Origin of the sequence: Pseudoxanthomonas sp. SORGH_AS_0997, from assembly GCF_031453535.1 — a bacterium.
Lineage (GTDB): Bacteria > Pseudomonadota > Gammaproteobacteria > Xanthomonadales > Xanthomonadaceae > Pseudoxanthomonas_A > Pseudoxanthomonas_A winnipegensis.
Genome location: NZ_JAVIZI010000001.1, coordinates 2,468,992 through 2,487,658, shown reverse-complemented (window position 1 = coordinate 2,487,658; position 18,667 = coordinate 2,468,992). Strand labels below are relative to the sequence as shown.

General features: G+C 70.0%; 15 protein-coding genes. 6 read left to right on the top strand and 9 right to left on the bottom strand.

Features of this window, described 5'->3' with window-relative positions; all coding sequences use genetic code 11:
* Position 1: 1 nt before the first annotated feature.
* The 3 genes from QE438_RS10885 to QE438_RS10875 form a co-directional block, all read right to left on the bottom strand.
* On the bottom strand, positions 2-1,027 hold the full coding sequence (locus QE438_RS10885) for a purine nucleoside permease (protein ID WP_306995715.1): 1,026 nt from the start codon (positions 1,025-1,027) through the stop codon (positions 2-4).
* Positions 1,028-1,079: 52 nt separating this feature from the next.
* The gene (locus tag QE438_RS10880; RefSeq protein ID WP_130516751.1) at positions 1,080-1,550 is read right to left on the bottom strand and encodes a DUF1456 family protein; all 471 of its coding nucleotides are present in this window, start codon (positions 1,548-1,550) and stop codon (positions 1,080-1,082) included.
* 201 nt (positions 1,551-1,751) lie between these two features.
* Positions 1,752-3,200, bottom strand: a complete 1,449-nt coding sequence (locus tag QE438_RS10875) for a GGDEF domain-containing protein (protein ID WP_306996350.1) — start codon at positions 3,198-3,200, stop codon at positions 1,752-1,754.
* Between the two features lie 160 nt (positions 3,201-3,360).
* Here QE438_RS10875 and QE438_RS10870 point away from each other — a divergent pair, with 160 nt between their 5' ends.
* Together QE438_RS10870 and QE438_RS10865 are read left to right on the top strand one after the other, a co-directional pair.
* Positions 3,361-4,341: an NAD(P)H-quinone oxidoreductase gene (locus QE438_RS10870; protein ID WP_306995717.1), complete on the top strand. Its 981-nt coding sequence runs from the start codon at positions 3,361-3,363 to the stop codon at positions 4,339-4,341.
* Positions 4,342-4,449: 108 nt separating this feature from the next.
* Positions 4,450-5,772 (top strand): glycoside hydrolase family 2 TIM barrel-domain containing protein, encoded by a 1,323-nt coding sequence (locus tag QE438_RS10865; protein ID WP_306995719.1) that lies wholly within the window; start codon positions 4,450-4,452, stop codon positions 5,770-5,772.
* Here the strand turns inward: QE438_RS10865 and QE438_RS10860 are convergent.
* The 5 genes from QE438_RS10860 to gndA all read right to left on the bottom strand — a co-directional run bounded on the left by QE438_RS10860 (position 5,756) and on the right by gndA (position 11,148).
* Positions 5,756-6,190, bottom strand: coding sequence for a VOC family protein (locus QE438_RS10860; protein WP_306995721.1), 435 nt, complete (start codon positions 6,188-6,190; stop codon positions 5,756-5,758). The genes QE438_RS10865 and QE438_RS10860 overlap by 17 nt on opposite strands.
* 105 nt (positions 6,191-6,295) lie before the next feature.
* Positions 6,296-6,547 (bottom strand): hypothetical protein, encoded by a 252-nt coding sequence (locus QE438_RS10855; RefSeq protein WP_130516760.1) that lies wholly within the window; start codon positions 6,545-6,547, stop codon positions 6,296-6,298.
* Between the two features lie 370 nt (positions 6,548-6,917).
* The gene (locus QE438_RS10850) at positions 6,918-8,546 is read right to left on the bottom strand and encodes a GGDEF domain-containing protein (RefSeq protein WP_306995723.1); all 1,629 of its coding nucleotides are present in this window, start codon (positions 8,544-8,546) and stop codon (positions 6,918-6,920) included.
* A 121-nt stretch (positions 8,547-8,667) separates the two neighbouring features.
* Positions 8,668-9,510, bottom strand: a complete 843-nt coding sequence (locus tag QE438_RS10845; RefSeq protein ID WP_306996352.1) for an endonuclease/exonuclease/phosphatase family protein — start codon at positions 9,508-9,510, stop codon at positions 8,668-8,670.
* Positions 9,511-9,735: 225 nt separating this feature from the next.
* A complete protein-coding gene (gene gndA, locus QE438_RS10840) occupies positions 9,736-11,148 on the bottom strand; it encodes an NADP-dependent phosphogluconate dehydrogenase (protein ID WP_306995725.1) in 1,413 nt (470 codons plus the stop codon).
* 234 nt (positions 11,149-11,382) lie between these two features.
* On the opposite strand from gndA, the gene QE438_RS10835 reads away from it, so the two are divergent.
* The 4 genes from QE438_RS10835 to QE438_RS10820 all read left to right on the top strand — a co-directional run bounded on the left by QE438_RS10835 (position 11,383) and on the right by QE438_RS10820 (position 16,876).
* Positions 11,383-11,691, top strand: a complete 309-nt coding sequence (locus QE438_RS10835; RefSeq protein WP_306995727.1) for a zf-TFIIB domain-containing protein — start codon at positions 11,383-11,385, stop codon at positions 11,689-11,691.
* 288 nt (positions 11,692-11,979) lie between these two features.
* Positions 11,980-12,858 carry an RNA polymerase sigma factor RpoH gene (gene rpoH, locus QE438_RS10830; RefSeq protein WP_130516770.1) on the top strand — a complete coding sequence of 293 codons (879 nt, stop codon included), beginning with the start codon at positions 11,980-11,982 and terminating at the stop codon, positions 12,856-12,858.
* Positions 12,859-13,697: 839 nt separating this feature from the next.
* Complete coding sequence (locus QE438_RS10825) at positions 13,698-15,941, top strand: TonB-dependent siderophore receptor (RefSeq protein WP_306995729.1); 2,244 nt, start codon at positions 13,698-13,700, stop codon at positions 15,939-15,941.
* Positions 15,941-16,876 (top strand): alpha/beta hydrolase-fold protein, encoded by a 936-nt coding sequence (locus QE438_RS10820; protein WP_306995731.1) that lies wholly within the window; start codon positions 15,941-15,943, stop codon positions 16,874-16,876. The genes QE438_RS10825 and QE438_RS10820 overlap by 1 nt, the downstream gene beginning before the upstream one ends.
* Positions 16,877-17,155: 279 nt before the next feature.
* Here QE438_RS10820 and QE438_RS10815 read toward each other — a convergent pair whose 3' ends face one another.
* Positions 17,156-18,472: an NAD(P)/FAD-dependent oxidoreductase gene (locus tag QE438_RS10815; RefSeq protein WP_306995732.1), complete on the bottom strand. Its 1,317-nt coding sequence runs from the start codon at positions 18,470-18,472 to the stop codon at positions 17,156-17,158.
* Positions 18,473-18,667 lie beyond the last annotated feature (195 nt).

Here is an 18,667-nt window from a genome sequence, read left to right as displayed (position 1 = left end):
CTCAGCGCGCTGGCACGCCGTCCTGCCACTGCGGCCAGTGCGCGACGATGTGGTCGACCACGCGCGCGCCGACGGCCTCGATGTTGCGCACGGTCTCGGGGAAGCCGCCGGCGGTCTCGCCCGGCGCGGGGTCCAGGTGCTGCAGCGTGGTCTCGCGCGGGTTGCCCTGGTCGAAATTGACCGCGCCGCGCAGGCTGAGGATACGATCGGTGCCGTGCGTGCGCTGGATCACCAGCGTCAGCGCGGCCGCTTCCATCTCGGTGATGACGTAGTCGTCGGCGCCGTAGAGTTTGGCGATGTACTGCGCCTGCCGCGACAGGCCAGGGCCATGGAAGAAGGTGTCGCCGGTCATGTGCGTGCCGGTGCCCACGAACGGCGCGCGCCGCGCGGCCGCATCGGGATAGCGCAGGCGATACGCCCGCGCCGCGTCGGAATCGGCCAGCGGCACGCCCTGCGACAGCTGCATCGCCCAGCCCACCAGCGCCGGGTTGAGATGGAACACGCGATAGGCCTCGTAGCCCTTGCGCGGCATGAAGGTCGGCGCGCCGGGCGTGTTCTCCTCCGGCGCCCAGCGATGCCCCAGGTCGTAGTCGACCAGCCAGCTGGCCCAGTTGACCTCGCCGATGGTGCCGCGCTGCGGCGGCGTGCCGCCGACGCCGGTCAGCAGGTAATAGCTATGGGAGAAGTCGAACGCGGGATCGAGCAGGATCGCCTGCATCGAGGCGGCGCTGTTGACCTTGCCCATGCCCAGCACCGCCCCGCACACGCCCTCGGCGTTGCAGTAGACCGGATTCAGGGCGCCGGGCACGGCGATGGGTTTGGCGTCGGCCCAGTAGCGTTCGTACCAGTGCTGGAACTCGCCGGCGCGGTCGCCGCTGTTGGCGCCGATCTCGAACATCGCCGCCACGAACACCTTGACCTGGATCGGCGCCGGCGCCGGCGTCGCGGCGCTCGCGCAGAGGCTGGTCAGGCCCGCCAGGGCCGTCAGGCAGGACAACACCACACGGGCAATCAGGGAACGCGGCATCGGCAGGCTCGGACAGGGAACAGGCGCGCCGGCAGCCCCGGCGCGAGGGCGCTCAGGCGCCGCGCAGGCGCAGCGTCAGGCCCTTGAGGAAGGCCCGCAGCAGCTGGTCGCCGCAGGGGCGGTAGTTCTTGTGGTCCGGCTGGCGGAACAGCGCCGAGAGCTCGGGCTTGGACACCGGGAAGCCGGCGGCCTCGAAGATCGCATGCATGTCCACGTCCTTGAGCTGGAAGGCCACGCGCAGCTTCTTCAGCACCAGGTTGTTGGTCACCCGCGTTTCCACCGGGCGCAGCGGCTGGCTCTCGTCGCGGCCGCGGAACTGCACGATCAGCCCGTCCAGCACGTGCGCCAGCAGCGCATCGCTGCACGGCGCGAAGCCTTCCTCGTCCTCCTTCTTCAGCGCGGCCTGCAGCTGCGCGCGGTCGATGGAGAAGGCCGGGTCGGCCAGCTGTGCGATCTCGATGAGTTTGGGCTCGCTCAGATCGAGCATGTAGCGCACGCTGCGCAGGACGTCGTTGGTGATCATGGGTGGGGCTCGGCAGCAACGCCGCGTGTGCGGCAATCGCGCATTTTACGTCCTCGCGCGGACCCGCTCGTCACTCGCCTCGGCCGCAACAGCGAGGCCACCGGTCCAACCCCCGTCGTTTCCGCGAACGCGGGAACCCATGGACGTTCGCACAGAGCGCGGGACCCACGAGCTGCTGGTTCCCCTGGACAACAGCGCCCGTCACCCCTGGCCCGCAGGCACCGGCCCCGAAAGCGGCCCCATCGCCCGGAACGCCAGCCGATTGCGCCCTGCACGCTTGGCGTCGTACAGCGCCGCATCGGTTGCCTCCAGCAGCGGCGCGGGATCCGGGCCCTCGACCTGCCACGCCGCGCCGACCCCGACGCTGACGGTGACGTAGGGCCCGGGCTCGGGCGCGTTCAATCTGCGCTGTTCGACCGCGGCGCGCAGCGCCTCGGCCATGGCCTGAGCGGCCGGCGCATCGGTGGACGGCAGGATCACCGCGAACTCCTCGCCGCCATAGCGCGCCACCACGTCCAGCGCGCGCGTGCAGCCTGCGGCCAGGGTCTGCGCGACCGCGCGCAGATGGGCATCGCCGACCTGGTGGCCGAAGGCGTCGTTGAGGCGCTTGAAGTGGTCGATGTCGATCATCAGCAGCGCCAGCGGCTCGCCGGAGCGGCGCGCGCGTTGCCATTCGCGGCTCAGGGCGGCATCGAACTCGCGGCGGTTGGCCAGCCCGGTCAGCGTGTCCACGCGCGCCAGCGCATGCAGTTCCTCGCGTTCGGTCATGGCGCGCAGCTGCAGCAGCACGCTGCGCACGCCATAGCCCAGCAGCGCGAACACGAAGCCGCCGATCGCCCATTGCGGATGCCGGCCGAGGATCATCGCCGAGGTCGCCAGCACGCTGATCGGCAGCAGCAAGGGGCTGCCGGCGCGCACGATCGAGGCCAGCCGCGGCAGCTGCCAGCCGGGCCGCGCATCGGTCACAGGACGCAGCGCCAGCGACACCAGCAGCAGGAACGGCACATCGATCAGCACGTCCCACCACACGCCGAAACGGTCGTCCGGGGGCTCGCCATGGTTGATGCAGGCCGCCACGCCCAGATAGACCCAGGCATAGGCGGCCTGGCTGCCATGGAAGTGGCGCTGGGCGGCGGTGCCGCTGGCCAGCCAGCGCAGCACCGAGAAGACGGCGATGAAGGCGTTCTCCGCGTCGAGCATCAGCGCGAGCCGGTTCAGCCCGTCTTCGCTGGCGCCGCTCAGGGTGGCGAAGGTGAAGGTATGGACGAAGAACAGCAGGCCCAGCGCGATCGCCATCAGCGCATCGAGCAGGCGCACCGGCCACGCCTCGCCCTGATGACTGGCCAGGGCGAAGGTCAGCGGCACGCCGTAGAGCACGTACAGCAGGACGCTGGCACCAGAGGTGGACGAGGTGCTGTCCAGCACCGCGGTCTGCAGCATGTTGACGGCCATGCCGCCGGCCCACAGCAGCAGCGCGATCGCCAGCGCGATCCAGCCGCTGGCCGCCGCATTGCCGCGGCTGCGCCACAGGCAGGTGGCCGCGGCCAGCAGCGGCGCGCCGAGCAGAAACGCGAACGACACGGTCTCGGCGTGGGCGGGCAGGGCCCACATCGCCGCCGCGTGGATCAACAGATATAGCCAGGGCAGCATGCGCACGCCGTCGGGTCCTCCCCGGGCCTCACCATACGCGGCCGCGAGCGCGGCTCACAAGCCGGTGCGCCAGACACGATGCAGCGTCCCATCGCGCAGACGCGCCCGTCGCCGCCGCGGGCTTAGCATGGCCGCCCCCCGATTCCGCACAGATGCCTGCATGCCCGATTCCACGATGACCGCCATCGCCATCCGCGACGGCAAAGGCGCGGCCGACGCGCTGCATCCGGTGCAGGTGCCGCGCCCGGTGGCGGGCGAAGGCCAGGTGCTGATCCGCGTGCATGCCGCCGGCATCAACCGGCCGGACCTGCTGCAGCGTCAGGGGCACTATCCACCGCCGCCCGGCGCGCCGGAGACGCTGGGGCTGGAAGTGGCCGGCGAGGTCGTCACCGGCGCCGGCCGCTGGCAGCCTGGCGATCGCGTGTGTGCGCTGCTGGCCGGCGGCGGCTATGCGCAGTACGTGGCGGTGGACGCGCGTCAGGTGCTGCCGCTGCCGGAAGGCTGCGACTTCGTCCATGCCGCGGCGCTGCCGGAGACGGTGTTCACCGTGTTCGCCAATGTGTTCGAGCATGGCCAGCTCAAGGCCGGCGAACGGCTGCTGCTGCACGGGGCCACCTCGGGCATCGGCGTGATGGCGATCCAGATGGCCAAGGCCGCCGGCGCGCAGGTGCTGGCCACCGCGCGCGGCGCGGACAAGGCCGCGCAGGCGCGCACGCTGGGCGCCGACATCGCCGTCGATACCCGCGCCGGTTCGTTCGTCGAGCCGGCCAAGGCGGCCGGCGGCGTCGATGTGTCGCTGGACATGGTCGGCGCCAGCGTGTTCGCCGATACGCTGGCGGTGCTCAACCCGCGCGGCCGCATCGTCTACATCGCCGCCCAGGGCGGCGGCACGCTGGAAGTGCCGATCATGGAGCTGATGCGCCGTCAGGCCGTGCTGACCGGTTCGACCCTGCGCCCGCGCAGCGCGGAAGAGAAAGGCCGCCTGGCCACCGAGATCGAGCGCCGCGTCTGGCCGTGGATCGCGCAGGGCCAGGTGAAGGTGCTGGTCGACCGCACCTTCCCGCTGGAGCAGGCCGCGCAGGCGCATGCCTATCTCGAAGCCGGCCAGCATCTGGGCAAGGTCGTGCTGACGATGGCGTGATCCGATCGCCGCTTCGGCCCGCACCCGACGTGGCATCATCGCCATCCCCCACCGATTTGAATGCGCCCACGCCGCATGGCGTGCGGTGCCTGCACTGAGGAGCGGGGCATGCGGGTAGGCAGGGGGTGGGTGCTGGCGCTGTTGCTGGCGAGTGTGCCGCTGGCGCAGGCCCAAGCGCGGGCCGAACGGCCGGCGCAGGTGCGGATCGTCGAGCGGCCGGAAGGCTTCGTGCTGCTGGTGGACGGCCAACCGTTCTACGTCCGCGGCGCCGGCATGCGCGGCGACGCGCGCGAGCAGGATGCGCTGGCCGCGCGCGGCGGCAATGCCTTCCGCACCTGGCAGACCGGCGCCGACACCGTCCGGGTGAAAGCGATGCTGGACCACGCGCAGGCCAAGGGCCTGAAGGTGGCGATGGGCATCGAGGTCGCGCGCGAGCGGCATGAGTTCGATTACGACGACGCCGGCGCCGTGGAGGCACAGCGCGCGCGTATTCGCGGCGAGGTGCTCGCCTGGAAGGACCATCCCGCCGTGCTGATGTGGGTGGTCGGCAACGAGTTGAACCTGGAATCGACCAACCCGCGCGTCTGGAACGCCGTGGGCGCGCTGGCCGACATGATTCACCAGCTCGATCCGAATCATCCGGTGATGACCACGGTGGCGGGCCTGGACAAGCCGCTGGTCGAGGCGATCAAGGCGCGCGCGCCCGCGCTGGACTTGATCGGCATCCAGCTCTACGGCGACCTCGACCGGCTGCCGGAGAAGCTTCGCCAGAGCCAGTGGACCGGCCCTTACCTCGTCACCGAATGGGGACCGACCGGCCATTGGGAGAGCCCGCTCACCGCCTGGGGCGCGCCGATCGAGGACACGTCCACCGACAAGGCGCGGCTGCTGGCGCAGCGCTACCGCCAGGTCATCCAGGCCGACAAGCGCCAGGGGCTGGGGTCGTTCGTGTTCCTGTGGGGGCAGAAGCAGGAGCGCACGCCGACCTGGTATGGCCTGTTCCTGCCGGACGGCACCACCACGCCGGCGGTGGATACCTTGCAGTGGCTGTGGACCGGCCACTGGCCGCGCAACCGTGCGCCGTCGATCCAGGCGCCGACGATCGACGGGCAGGGCGCGCGCGCCAGCGTCACTCTGGCGCCGGGCAGCGCGCATACCGCGTCGGCGCCCGCGCAGGATCCCGATGGCGATGCCCTGGACTATCGCTGGACCGTCCTGCGCGAGAGCCAGGCCACCAGCGTCGGCGGCGACCCGGAAACCGTCCCCGCCCAGGTCGATGTGGCCATCAGCGACACGGCCAATGGCGCGATGCGCCTGGTCGCACCGCAGGCGCCCGGCAACTACCGGCTGTTCGTCGAGGTCCGCGATGGCCAGGGACATGCGGCCACCGCCAACCTGCCGTTCCGGGTCGAGCTCATTGCGGAAAAGTGATCCGCACCGCCTCGGCGCTGCGTTCGGCCGGGCCGTGGAAGACCGCCTCGATGTTGTTGCCATCGGGGTCGAAGACGAAGGCCGCGTAATACCCCGGGTGGTAGGGCCGCAGCCCTGGCGCGCCGTGGTCGCGGCCGCCGTGGGCCAGGGCGACCTTGTGGAAGGCATCGACCATGGCCGTATCGCGCGCCTGGAAGGCCAGGTGATGGCGTCCGGTGAGTTCGCCAGTGGCCGCCGGGCTGTCGGCGCTGGAGACGAACAACTCGTCCGCCCAGAAGAAGCCCGGCCCGGTGCCGCCGATCGGGATGCCCAGCGCGCCGAGCACGGCGCTGTAGAAATCCTGGCTGGCATGCAGGTCGCGCACGACCAGATGCAGGTGGTCGATCAGGCGGCCGCGGAAGAGTTCCTGCGTTTCCATGGGAGCGCTCCGGCTGCGGTTGAAGTCGACCCAAGGTTTTAGCATCGCCACCGCGGCGGGCCCGTCACGCCGCTGACGGCCAGGACAGCACACGCCGCGTCGCGCTCATTCGTAGAACGCGTCGGATGCGTCGATCTCCAGCCCGTTGGCCTTGGCATAGGCGACCGCGGCGCGGCACGCGGCCAGCGCGACCGGGTTGTCTTCCAGATGCGACACCGGCGCGCAGCGCATGGTCAGCAGGTCGGCGTCGTGGCACAGCGACGCCGTGCCATCGGCCGTCACGCAGATGGTGTCGTCGCCCGAGGTGACGAAGTACAGCCGTTCGGTATTGCGTCCATAGAGATGGAAAAAAGCCATTGCACTCTCCTTGTGTTGAGCGCTGGCGACCACGGTACAGACCGCGACCGACCAGCCTGTTCAGGAATTCTCACGAACCCCGCCGGAGCCCGAACCGTCATCCAGACTTCACTCCGACGCGACACCATCATGCAACGTTGGCCGACGTTCGCGACAGAGACGCTGAATCGCGTCCCACCCGCCGTTTTTTGCGTCGGTCGCTTCGCCACCCTCGATCTGCCCGTTCGGCACCGCCGCCAGCGGTCGCCATCCGGCCAGCGGGCGAGGCTCGGACGAGCACGCGAGCTTCACGGCAACCCGCGACCGCAGCCGCGCGACTGCCTGTCAGGTCAAGCGAGGCACGCCGCCGCCGCGGCGCAGTTGGCGGCGCCTAGCCGACCTCCGCCAGCGTCGCCCGATCGCGCCCGGCGCGCTTGGCGGCATACATGGCCGCGTCGGCGCGCTGCAGCAGACCGCGCGTGTCGCGGTCCTGCGGCAGCAGCCCGGTGATGCCGGTGCTGAGCGTGACGCGCAGCTCGGGCAGTCCCAGATCCCGGGCGATCGCATCGAGCGGTTCGCGCAGCGCGTCGATGCGCCGCAGGGCATGCGCCGGCTCGGCGTCGGGCAGCATGACCAGGAACTCCTCGCCGCCCATCCGCGCGACATAGTCCTGGCCACGGAACACCGCGCGCAGGGTCGCCGCCACGCGCTCCAGCACGCGGTCGCCCACGTCATGGCCGTAGCGGTCGTTGATGTCCTTGAAGTGGTCGATGTCCAGGAAGCACACCGTCAGCAGCCGGCCCTCCTGCTGGGCGCCGGCGCGCGCCTGGGCCAGCCGTTCCAGCGCCGCGCGGCGGTTGGGCAACCCGGTCAGCGCGTCGGTCTGCGCCAGCAGGCGCATCTGGTCGCGCTGCTGGCGCAGGCTGCCCAGGCGCAGGGTCAGGGCCATGCTGGCGGTCAGGCCGAGCCAGACGCCGGTCACCATCAGCGTCTCCACTTCCCACAACGCCAGAAGGGTAGGCGCGAACAGCTCAAGCCCGGTGGCGAGCAGCAGTGGCGCCAGGCATGCCAGCGTGATCATCCCACCAGGTTGTCGGCGGACCAGCGCCAGCACCGCGCGTGCGGCCAGCAGCACGCACAGCGCCACGAAGCCGACGCCATCGAGCAGCCAGATGGTCCGCAGGGCCGCCTCGGGCAGCACCAGCACCACCGCCGACAGCAGCAGGAACGCCACCGAGACCACGCCGGCGAGCCGATACACGCGCGACGAGGCCTTGCCCGGATCGCGCAGCATGCGCAGGGTCAGGCCGATCATCGCCGTCGGCAGGGCGGCGATCAGCCGCAGCGCCAACGCCTCGTCCAGCGGCAGCCAGGGCCGCGGATAGGTCCACAGCCCGGACAGCAGGGCGATCCACAGCGCGAAGGTCACCGCGCCGATCGCCGCGGACAGGAAGGCGCGCTCGCGCGTGGCGATGAAGGTGAGCAGGCAGGACAGCACCAGCGACAGCACCACCGCCAGGCAGGCCACCCGCATCGAGAAGCGCAGCGTGTCCTGGCGCTGCACCACGGCCGGTTCGCCCAGCATCACGATCGGCCGCCACAGCGGCAGCGCCGCCTGGTCGAACTCGACCTCGATCGGCTGCAGGTTGCCGCGCGGCGGCACCAGCACCGTGCCCATGCCGGTGCGGAAGCGCGAGTCCAGCGTGCGCGCGTCCAGCGGCGTGCCGCAGCGCTCGCGCGTGCCGTGGCGGATCTCCACCTGGCCCTGGTAGATGTTCATCGCCAGCGCCGCCTGCGGCGTGCCCGGCCAGCCGCCGACGGGCGGCGCCAGCGGAATGCGCACATGGCCGGGGCGGTGCTGGTGGCGGCAGGGATCGATGTGTTCCTCGGCCAGCGCCGGCTGGCCGGACACCACGAAGGCCCGCGGCTGCGACGCCGGCGCGCAGGCGGCCAGCCCGAGGACCAGCAGCAGGACCAGGCACAGCAGCCGGGGAAGACGCGACGCCAGGTCGGAGGTCATGGGCTTGGCAATAAGCGCCGCCACGCGGCGGACGACCATGGTATCGGCTGGCGCCAGCCGATCTGCAGTCCGGCGTGCGATCCGTGTGCGAGCCGGCCCGGTCAGGCCGGCCGGGCTTCGCTCAGGGCTTGGCGGCGGCCCGCGCCGGGAAGGCGAAGGTCGCCATCACCGGGAAGTGATCGGACGGATAGCGCGCGCCGTCGTGGTCGGTCAGCGTGGCTACCGTCAGCGGCTGCAGGCCGCGGTAGAGGATCCAGTCGATGCGCTTGTCCGGCGTGCCGGTGAAGTCGTGGAACGTGCGGTCCGGCCCGCTGCGCGAGGGCGCCGTTTCCCAGCTGTCATGCAGCAGCGCGGTCAGGGTGGCGTGCGGCGCGGAGTCCGGCGTGGTGTTGAAATCGCCGGTCAGCACGATCGGCTCGTCGGCCGGCAGCGCCTTGAGCCGCTGCGCGATCAGCTGCGCGCACTTCACCCGCGCGGCCTCGTCCTGGTCGCGGTAAGGGAAGTGGGTGTTGTAGAGCACGAAGGTGCGCCCATCGGCGATCCGCTCGAAGCGCGCCCAGGTCACCATGCGCGGCAGCGGATGGCCCCAGCTGATGCTGCCCGGCACCTCCGGCGTATCAGACAGCCAGAAGTTGCCCGAATCCAGCACCTTGAGCGCGTCCTTGCGATAGAACACGCCCATGTGCTCGTCTTCGTCGCCGCCGCGCCGGCCCTGGCCGAACCAGGCGTACTGCGGCAGGCGCGCGGCCAGATCGTCGGCCTGGCGCCTGACCAGCTCCTGGGTGCCCATCACGTCCGGCGCCTGCTCGGTGAGCACGCGTGCGAGCAGGTCGCGGCGGTTCTCCCAGCGGTTCTCGTTGGTGTCCGCCGGCGTGCGCACGTTGAAGCTCATCACCTTCAGCGTGGCCGGCGCGGCGGCGAAGGCCTGCGCCAGCGGCAGGCCGATGAGCAGCAGGAGCAGCATGCGCGCCTGGCGATGACGTGCGAGCAGCAGGCGGAAGGCGGGAGGCAGCAGACGGGACAGGGGCATGGGACCGGAGCAGGCAACGCGACGGGCGTCATGGTCCGGCAAACGCGCGCCGCGCGAAACGCGGCGAAAGTCGCAAGGCGAAGGCATACCTCCGGCAGGCACGCCGAGATTTATTGAACTGCATCACATATTCGCCAGCCCGCCGCGCCGGCGCGCGAATCACGCGCCCCAGCTGGCGTGGAAGCTGCCCGGCGCATCGACGCGTTCGAAGGTGTGCGCGCCGAAGAAGTCGCGCTGGGCCTGGATCAGGTTGGCCGGCAGGCGCGCGCTGCGGTAGCCGTCGTAATAGGCGATGGCCGAGGCGAAGCACGGCACCGGGATGCCGGCCTTGACCGCCGTGGCCACCACCTCGCGCAGCGCGCCCTGGTAGTCGGCGGCGATCTTCTGGAAGTACGGCGCCAGCAGCAGGTTGGCCAGCTTGGCGTCGGCCGCGTAGGCGTCGGTGATCTTCTGCAGGAAGCGCGCACGGATGATGCAGCCGGCGCGGAAGATGCTGGCGATCTGGCCGTACTGCAGGTCCCAGCCGTATTCGTCCGAGGCCGCGCGCATCTGCGCGAAGCCCTGCGCATAGGACACGATCTTGCTCAGGTACAGCGCCTTGCGCACGGCCTCGACGAAGGCCGCGCGATCGCCGTCGAACGCGGGCGCATCCGGCCCGGCCAGGATCCTGGCGGCGGCCACGCGCTCGTCCTTCAGCGCCGACAGCACGCGGGCGAACACCGACTCGGTGATCAACGGCAGCGGCGTGCCCAGGTCCAGCGCGCTCTGGCTGGTCCACTTGCCCGTGCCCTTCTGCGCGGCGCGGTCGAGCACCTTGTCGACCAGATCGCCCTCGCCGCGATCGTCGCGTTTGCGCAGGATCGTGGCGGTGATCTCGATCAGGTAGCTGTCCAGCTCGCCCTGGTTCCATTGCGCGTAGGTGTCGGCCAGCTCGGCGTTGGACAGGCCGAGCACGTGCTTGAGCACGGCATAGCTCTCGGCGATCAGCTGCATGTCGCCGTACTCGATGCCGTTGTGGACCATCTTGACGTAGTGGCCTGCGCCGTCCGGGCCGATGTAGGCCACGCAGGGCGTGCCGTCCTCGGCCTTGGCGGCGATCTCGTTGAGAATCGGGGCGACCAGCTCGTAGGCGTCTTTCGGCCCGCCCGGCATGATCGAGGGCCCCTTGAGCGCGCCTTCCTCGCCGCCGGACACGCCGGTGCCGATGAAATGCAGGCCGGCCTGGGCCAGCTCCTCGTTGCGCCGGCGCGTGTCCTGGAAGAAGGTGTTGCCGCCGTCGATCAGCACGTCGCCCTTGGCCAGCAGCGGCTTGAGTTCGGCGATGACCGCATCGGTGCCAGCGCCGGCCTTGACCATCAGCAGGATGCGGCGCGGGGTTTCCAGCGATTCGACGAACTCGGCCAGCGTATAGCTCGGCACCAGGCCGGCGTCCGGATGTTCGGCCATCACCTCGTCGGTCTTCTCGCGGCTGCGGTTGAAGATCGAGACCTTGTGCCCGCGGCTGGCGATGTTCAACGCCAGGTTGCGGCCCATGACCGCCATGCCGACCACGCCAATGGGTTGCTTGCTCATATGCGCTCCGATTGCCTGGGCGGCACTGCAGGAAGGGGGCGCGCATGATAACGAGCGCGTCAGGCGATGCATGTCTGCACCGCGCCGCGCGCGCGTAAACGCGGTGCCCGCCGAGGCCAAACCGACCGCGCGCTGTCGCGGCGGTGACCATGCGGACAGGCCGGGGCCGGTTTCAGCACGGCTTCAATCCGGCCCGCACAGGCTCCAGGTCACTCTCCCTAGCCGATGCCCACCATGGATTGCCCCGTCTGCAAGACCACCGCGCTGATGATGTCCGAACGTCAGGGCATCGAGATCGACTACTGCCCACAGTGCCGCGGGATCTGGCTGGACCGGGGCGAGCTGGACAAGCTGATCGACCGGGCCAGCCCGGAGCCGCCCGCGCGCCAGGTCGCCGCGCCGCCTCCGCCGCCGGCCGCCGCCTACGGGGCGCGTGCCTACCCGCGGCATGACCACGATCGCCGCCACCGGGACGCAGGCCACGACGGCTATGGGCGCAAGCGCAAGAAGGAGGGCTTTCTCTCCGACCTGTTCGACTTCTGAAGCCGTTTCCAGCTTCTCGCATCGGGCCCTCGACGTTGGCGTGAGGCGAAGAGGCCTTCTGGCCTCTTGAACGGCGCGCTGACGGACCGCATGTCATGCTCTGGCAGCGTCGCGAATGCTGTTGGATGCGCTAAGTGGTTGATTGCCAAGGATGTGGCGGCAGACGTGAACGGATTTCCAAAAATGAATGCAATGCAACAGATGTCGCGATAATTGTTCCCTTGGTAGAACGAAGGGAACCATCCCGCGCCTTAGCAGTCCAATCCCCACATTGCTAAAATCGCTGCCATGACCCAGACCTCCGCTGCCACCGCCCTGGTGGCCAACAATCTCCCGATTCCCAGCCCGCTTGGCTCGCTGGACGCCTACATCGGCGCCGTGCACCAGATTCCGGTGCTCACGGTCGACGAGGAGCAGGCGCTGGCCCACCGTTTCCGCGACGAGGACGACCTCGACGCCGCGCGCGAGCTGGTGCATTCGCACCTGCGCTTCGTCGTGCACGTCGCCCGCGGCTACAGCGGGTACGGCCTGCCGCTGGGCGACCTGATCCAGGAAGGCAACATCGGCCTGATGAAGGCCGTCAAGCGCTTCGACCCGGACATGGGCGTGCGCCTGGTGTCCTTCGCGGTGCACTGGATCCGTGCCGAGATGCACGAGTTCATCCTCAAGAACTGGCGCATCGTCAAGGTCGCCACGACCAAGGCGCAGCGCAAGCTGTTCTTCAACCTGCGAAAGTCCAAGACCCGCCTGGGCTGGATGAACGCGGCCGAAGTCAGCGCCGTGGCCAAGGACCTCAACGTCTCCGAGCGCGAAGTGGTGGAGATGGAGTCGCGCCTGTCCGGTCGTGACATCGGCTTCGACGCCCCGTCCGACGAGGACGACGACCACGCCCCGCCGTCGCCGGCCGCCTATCTGATGGCCAACGAGGAAGATCCCTCGCAGGCCTACGAGCGCGCCGACAGCGAGGACAACCAGCTCGAGCTGCTGCGCGAAGGCATGGCCAACCTCGACCAGCGCTCGCGCGACATCATCGCCCGCCGCTGGCTGGACGCCGACGCCAAGGTGACGCTGCAGGAGCTGGCCGACGAGTACGGCGTTTCGGCCGAGCGCATCCGCCAGATCGAGGCCAACGCGCTGAAGAAGATGAAGGCGCTGTTTACCGCCTGATCGAAGCCAACGTGTTGCTGATTGAAAAGCCCCGCCTTTGGCGGGGCTTTTTTGTGGTTCTTCGCCGGATCGAGGGGTGGCTCGGTGATTGAGTGTTACGGCTTCGGAGGGGCCCGCTGCCTCGCGCTTTGAGTCACGGGGCTTCGACTCGAAGGCGTTGGGCAAGCGCTCTGCCCCCTCCCTTTCGCCGCAGGCGAAGGGGAGGGCCGGGGAGGGGTGCTTTTGCTCTTCGCTTCTGTGGCTTGCCCGGGAAAGCCCCGGACCCCTCCCCATCCCTCCCCTGCGCTATGCGCAAGGGAGGGGGCCTCAAGTCGATGCCTTTCCGTCACTGTTCGCACCCTGCCCCCTCCCTTTCGCCATAGGCGAAGGGGAGGGCCGGGGAGGGGTGCTTTTGCTCTTGCTTCGATGGCTTGGCCGGTAAAGCCCCGACCCCTCCCCATCCCTCCCCTGCGCGATGCGCAAGGGAGGGGGCGCAGACCGAAGTCCTGTGCCCTGAAGCGCGCGGCAGCGGCCCCCGCCCGCCGGACCGCTGCCCTGCCGGAATCGAACCGCGCACGCGTCGTGAGCTCTAGAGCGTGAGAAGCCTGTCGATCACCTCCGCCAGCCGCGAACACCAGCAGCAGATCGCAAGGCGCCCTGACAATCGTGTAATCGCGATTTCAAGATTCATTCTCATTTGCTAAGCTGCCGCGCATCCGGTCGCTGCCGCGCGCGGCGACATGCGAAGTCCGTCCTCGTCCTGCACATGCCCGCCTCGCGGGCGTGATCGCTGGTGTGCGGCTTTGCCAGATTCGCCCCAGCCGTCGCCAGGGCATCACCCCTGACCGAGGCTGTTCGAGATGACTCCTGCTGCGCGTCGCACCCTCCGTGCGCCTGTTTCCCGTCCCCTGCGCCTGGCCCTGCTGGCCGCGCTGGCCAGTTCCCTGCCTGCCCATGCGCAGCAGGCCGAGACCGACCAGGACGCCGACACCACCCTGGACACGCTGCACGTCACCGCCGAGCAGATCGCCAAGCAGGCGCTGGGGACCTCGATCATCACCCGCGAGGACATCGAGCGCCGGCCGCCGGCCAACGACCTGTCCGACCTCCTGCGGACCATGCCGGGCGTCAACCTGACCGGCAACAGCGCCTCGGGCGCCTACGGCAACAACCGCCAGATCGACCTGCGCGGCATGGGGCCGGAGAACACGCTGATCCTGATCGACGGCCGCCGCGTGAGCGCGCGCGATTCGGTGCGGATGGGCGTGGCCGGCGAGCGCAACAGCCGCGGCGATACCAACTGGGTGCCGGCCGAGGCGGTCGAGCGCATCGAAGTGCTGCGCGGCCCGGCCGCGGCGCGCTACGGCTCGGGCGCGGCCGGCGGCGTGGTCAACATCATCACCAAGCGTCCCACCGGCGACCTGTCGGGCAGCATGACGCTGTATGGGCTGGTGCCCGAGCACAGCGACGAAGGCGGCAGCCAGCGCGCCGGGTTCACCCTGAGCGGACCGCTGGCGCGCGATCTGTCCTTCCGCCTATACGGCAACCTCAACAAGACCGATGCCGATGCGCCGGACATCAACAGCGCGCATTCCCGCAGCGGCGTCGCCGCCGCCGGCCGCGAGGGCGTGCGCAACAAGGACATCAACGGCCTGCTGCGCTGGGACGCCAGCGACGCGCAGGTGGTCGAGGTGGAGTCCGGCTACAGCCGCCAGGGCAACATCTTCGCCGGCGAATATCTCAACAACTCCAACGCCACCGTGGTCAGCAAGGTCGGCGACGAGACCAATGTGATGACCCGCCGCGATGCCGCGCTGACCCATCGCGGCAAGTGGGACTTCGGCACCTCGCGCCTGACGGTGTCCTATGCGCAGACCGACAACGACCGCATCGCCGAAGGCCTGGCCGGCGGACCGGAGGGTTCGCTGTCGACCACGCCGGTGTGGACCCGTTCGACCCTGCGCGACGTCGCCGCCGACGGCGAGATCAACCTGCCGACCACGCTCGGCGGCGTGGACAACATCTGGACGGTGGGATTCGAGTACCGCAAGAGCCGGCTGGACGATCCGTACTCGGTCTCGCAGACGGCCCCCGGTGTGGTCGGCATCGATCCGAGCGGCCGCAACGGCAAGACCGACGAGCAGGTCAGTGCGGTGTTCGTCGAGGACAACCTCTACGCCACCGAGCGGCTGACCCTGACGCCTGGCCTGCGCTTCGATCACCACAGCGCGTTCGGCAACGAACTCAGCCCCAGCCTCAACGTGCAGTACAGGCTGGCGCCGGACTGGCTGATCAAGGGCGGCGTGGCGCGCGCGTTCAAGGCGCCCAACCTGTACCAGGCCAACCCGAATTACCTCTACTACACGCGCGGCAACGGCTGCCCGAGCTACTACGTCGGCGTCGGCACCGGCGGCTGCTACATCCAGGGCAGCGCGGACCTGGATCCGGAGACCAGCATCAACAAGGAGATCGGCATCGAGTGGCTACCCGACACCGGCTACCACGCCTCGCTGACCTACTTCCATAACGACTACGACAACAAGATCGTGGCCGGCTACAGCGACTACTACCAGACGCCGGGCCGGGCCTTCGTCTATCAGTGGGTCAATGCCTCCAAGGCGCTGGTGCAGGGCGTGGAGGGCAATCTGAAGCTGCCGCTGCTCGGCGATCGCGGCCAGACGCTGAGCTGGGACACCAACCTGACCTGGATGATCGACAACAAGAACGAGGCCACCGGCCAACCGCTGTCGGTGATCCCCAAGTACACGCTCAACTCGACCCTGGACTGGCGCGCGACCCAGCGCCTGTCCTTCGCGCTGATGGCCACCTTCTATGGCAAGCAGGAGCAGGCACGGCTGGACCGCAACAACGAGGCCATCTGCGGCGCGGCCGGGCTGCCGGTGTGCGACTCGCTCGGCGCCTACCAGCTGTGGAGCACCAGCCTGCGTTACCGGATCACGCGCGATGTCAGCCTTGGCCTGGGCGTGAACAACCTGGCCGACAAGCGCCTCTTCCGCGAAGGCAGCCGCGCCAGCAGCGCCGGCGCGCAGACCTATAACGAACCCGGTCGCGCGTACTGGGCCAGCCTGCGGTTCGGCTTCTGATGCGCGCGCTCGCCTCCTGCCTGGGCAGCCTGCTACTGCTCATGCTCGCTGCCGCGCCGGCATGGGCCCAGCCCGATCTGAGCCGCACCACCGGGCCGACGCTGGCCGACACCGGTTCGCGCGCTTACGCCTTCCATGTGCTCAGGTTCGTCTCTGCCGATGGTCAGCGCCATTACCGCGTGCGCGTGGCCGTGCCGAAGACGCCGGCGCCGGCCGGCGGCTTCCCCGCGCTGTATCTGCTCGACGGCAACGCGGCGCTGATGGAACTGGACGAGGCCGCGCTCGAGCGGCAGCGGGCCGGCGGGCATGCGCCGGTGCTGGTGTTCATCGCCACCGACAACGACCTGCGCATCGACAGCGCCGCGCGTTCCTACGACTACACGCCGACGCCGGCCGATGGCGCGCAGGAGGACGCGCTGGGCCGGCGCAGCGGCGGCGCCGATGCGTTCCTTGCGCTGATCTTCGATCGGGTACGCCCGGCCGTGGCCCGACTGGTGGCGCTGGACCCGGCACGGCAGACGCTGTGGGGCCATTCCTACGGCGGGCTGTTCGCGCTGCATGCGCTGTTCACCCGGCCGCAGGCGTTCGACCGCTATGTCGCGGTGGACGCCTCGCTGTGGTGGGGCAGCGGCCAGATCCTCGAGGAAGCCGCGCGCTTCCAGGCCAGGGCGCTGCCGGCGCCGGCCGCGCTGCTGATGCTCAACGGCCGCGGCGCGCAGGAACGCGCCGCGCCGCCGGCCGCCGACGCGGCGCGCCGCCAGGCGATGCAGGCGGCGCGGATGCATCTGCCCGCCGATGCGCCGGACACGCTGGCCGCGCAGCTGCGCAAGGTGTCCGGGCTCACGGTGGAGCAGAAGATCCTGCCGGGGCTCTCGCATGGGCAGACGCTGGGCGCCTCGCTGCAGCAGGCGATGGATTTCGCTGGCGCGCCGTAGGGAGTGGGCTGGAGTAACGCGCGTCGTTCCCGCAGCAGCGGGAATCAGGTGTCTGATCGCATCGCGTCCCCGCTTCAGCCAGTGCCCGTAAGCCACACAAAACTCAACCTCGTCGTTCCCGCGAACGCGGGAACCCAGTGCCTTGGGCTCCCTGGGTGAACGTCCATGGGTTCCCGCTTTCGCGGGAACGACGGTAGGTTGGGGAAACGACGTTGGGTGGGTTCTTGCCGCGGAGTTGATGACCCACATCGGCCCGCGCGAAGCGGGCCGATGCGCAGCTCAGTCTGTCGCGCGCTTCGGTCCCGGCGCGAGGTCCTGCACGGCGTGGTCGGGCACGGTCTCGCGCGGGGCCTGGCCGAAGATGATGCGGGCCGCGCGCTGGTAGCTCCAGTACGCCATGGCCCAGTTGACCAGCACCACGAAGCGGTTGCGGAAGCCGATCAGGAAGTACACGTGCGCGGCCAGCCAGAACCACCAGGCCAGCGGCCCGGACAGCTTGAACCGGCCCACGTGCACGATCGCCGCCATGCGGCCGATCGTGGCCAGGTTGCCGTAGTCGCTGTACTTGAACGGCGTCACCGGCTTGCCGGCCAGGCGCAGGCGCAGGCTCTTGGCGATGTAGCGGCCCATCTGCTTGGCCGCCGGCGCCACGCCCGGCACGGGCTTGCCGTTGGCCTGGGTGACGGCGGCCAGGTCGCCGCCGACGAAGATGTCCGGGTGGCCCGGCACGCTCAGGTCCGGGCGCACCAGCACGCGTCCGGCGCGGTCCAGCGGCACGCCCAGGCTGCGCGCCAGCGGCGAGGCGGCCACGCCGGCGGCCCACACCACCGTTCGTGCGGCGAAGGTCTGCCCGCCCAGCGTGTAGCCGTGTTCGTCGATGTGGGTCACCGGCGCGCCGGTGCAGACCTCCACGCCCAGCTTCTCCAGCTGCGCGCGCGCCTTGTCGGTGAGGTCCTCGGGGAAGGACGGCAGCACGCGCGGGCCGGCCTCGATCAGGCGCACCCGCGCCTGGGTCGGATCGATATGGCGGAACTCGTGCTTGAGCGTGTGCCGGGCGATCTCGGCCAGGGTGCCGGCCAGCTCGACCCCGGTCGGGCCGCCGCCGACGATGGCGAAGTGCAGCCAGGCCGCGCGCTTGGCCGGGTCGGGCTCGGCCTCGGCGCGTTCGAAGGCCACCAGCATCTCGCGGCGCAGGCGCAGGGCGTCGTCCAGCGTCTTCAGGCCCGGCGCGTGCTCGGCCCAGGCGTCGTTGCCGAAGTAGGCATGGCCGGCACCGGTGGCCAGCACGAGCGTGTCGTAGCGCAGGCTGGTGCCGTCGGCCAGTTCGATGGTGTGCGCTTCGGGCAGCAGGCGGGTGACCTCGCCCAACTGCACCTCGACATTGCGCTGATCGCGCAGGATGTGGCGCAGCGGCGCGGCGATGTCCGGCGCGGACAGGCCGGCGGTGGCCACCTGGTACAGCAGTGGCTGGAACAGGTGGTGATTGTGGCGGTCGATCAGGGTGATGCGGACGGGGGCGTCGTCGAGCGCGCGCGCGGCCCACAGGCCGGCGAACCCGCCGCCGACGATGACCAGATGGTGTGTTGAAACAGACATGAGCAACAGACTTGGAAACGGGGGGAGAGACGGGTGCCCATGAGGCACCGCACGCCCCATCCTGTCACAGCCGGGTCGGCCTGGCGCTGAAGTCAATTCAACTTCTTGCTAATACGGCGCCGGATACGCCGCCAGAGGCGGCGCGATCACCAGGCCTCACAACAACCCTCCCCACCGTCATTCCCGCGAAAGCGG

Bases quoted from the DNA above. Each gene is read 5' to 3' on its own strand.
- QE438_RS10885 (WP_306995715.1), bottom strand. From the start codon at position 1,027: ATGCCGCGTTCCCTGATTGCCCGTGTGGTGTTGTCCTGCCTGACGGCC.
- QE438_RS10880 (WP_130516751.1), bottom strand. From the start codon at position 1,550: ATGATCACCAACGACGTCCTGCGCAGCGTGCGCTACATGCTCGATCTG.
- QE438_RS10875 (WP_306996350.1), bottom strand. From the start codon at position 3,200: ATGCTGCCCTGGCTATATCTGTTGATCCACGCGGCGGCGATGTGGGCC.
- QE438_RS10870 (WP_306995717.1), top strand. From the start codon at position 3,361: ATGCCCGATTCCACGATGACCGCCATCGCCATCCGCGACGGCAAAGGC.
- QE438_RS10865 (WP_306995719.1), top strand. From the start codon at position 4,450: ATGCGGGTAGGCAGGGGGTGGGTGCTGGCGCTGTTGCTGGCGAGTGTG.
- QE438_RS10860 (WP_306995721.1), bottom strand. From the start codon at position 6,190: ATGGAAACGCAGGAACTCTTCCGCGGCCGCCTGATCGACCACCTGCAT.
- QE438_RS10855 (WP_130516760.1), bottom strand. From the start codon at position 6,547: ATGGCTTTTTTCCATCTCTATGGACGCAATACCGAACGGCTGTACTTC.
- QE438_RS10850 (WP_306995723.1), bottom strand. From the start codon at position 8,546: ATGACCTCCGACCTGGCGTCGCGTCTTCCCCGGCTGCTGTGCCTGGTC.
- QE438_RS10845 (WP_306996352.1), bottom strand. From the start codon at position 9,510: ATGCTGCTCCTGCTGCTCATCGGCCTGCCGCTGGCGCAGGCCTTCGCC.
- gndA (WP_306995725.1), bottom strand. From the start codon at position 11,148: ATGAGCAAGCAACCCATTGGCGTGGTCGGCATGGCGGTCATGGGCCGC.
- QE438_RS10835 (WP_306995727.1), top strand. From the start codon at position 11,383: ATGGATTGCCCCGTCTGCAAGACCACCGCGCTGATGATGTCCGAACGT.
- rpoH (WP_130516770.1), top strand. From the start codon at position 11,980: ATGACCCAGACCTCCGCTGCCACCGCCCTGGTGGCCAACAATCTCCCG.
- QE438_RS10825 (WP_306995729.1), top strand. From the start codon at position 13,698: ATGACTCCTGCTGCGCGTCGCACCCTCCGTGCGCCTGTTTCCCGTCCC.
- QE438_RS10820 (WP_306995731.1), top strand. From the start codon at position 15,941: ATGCGCGCGCTCGCCTCCTGCCTGGGCAGCCTGCTACTGCTCATGCTC.
- QE438_RS10815 (WP_306995732.1), bottom strand. From the start codon at position 18,472: ATGTCTGTTTCAACACACCATCTGGTCATCGTCGGCGGCGGGTTCGCC.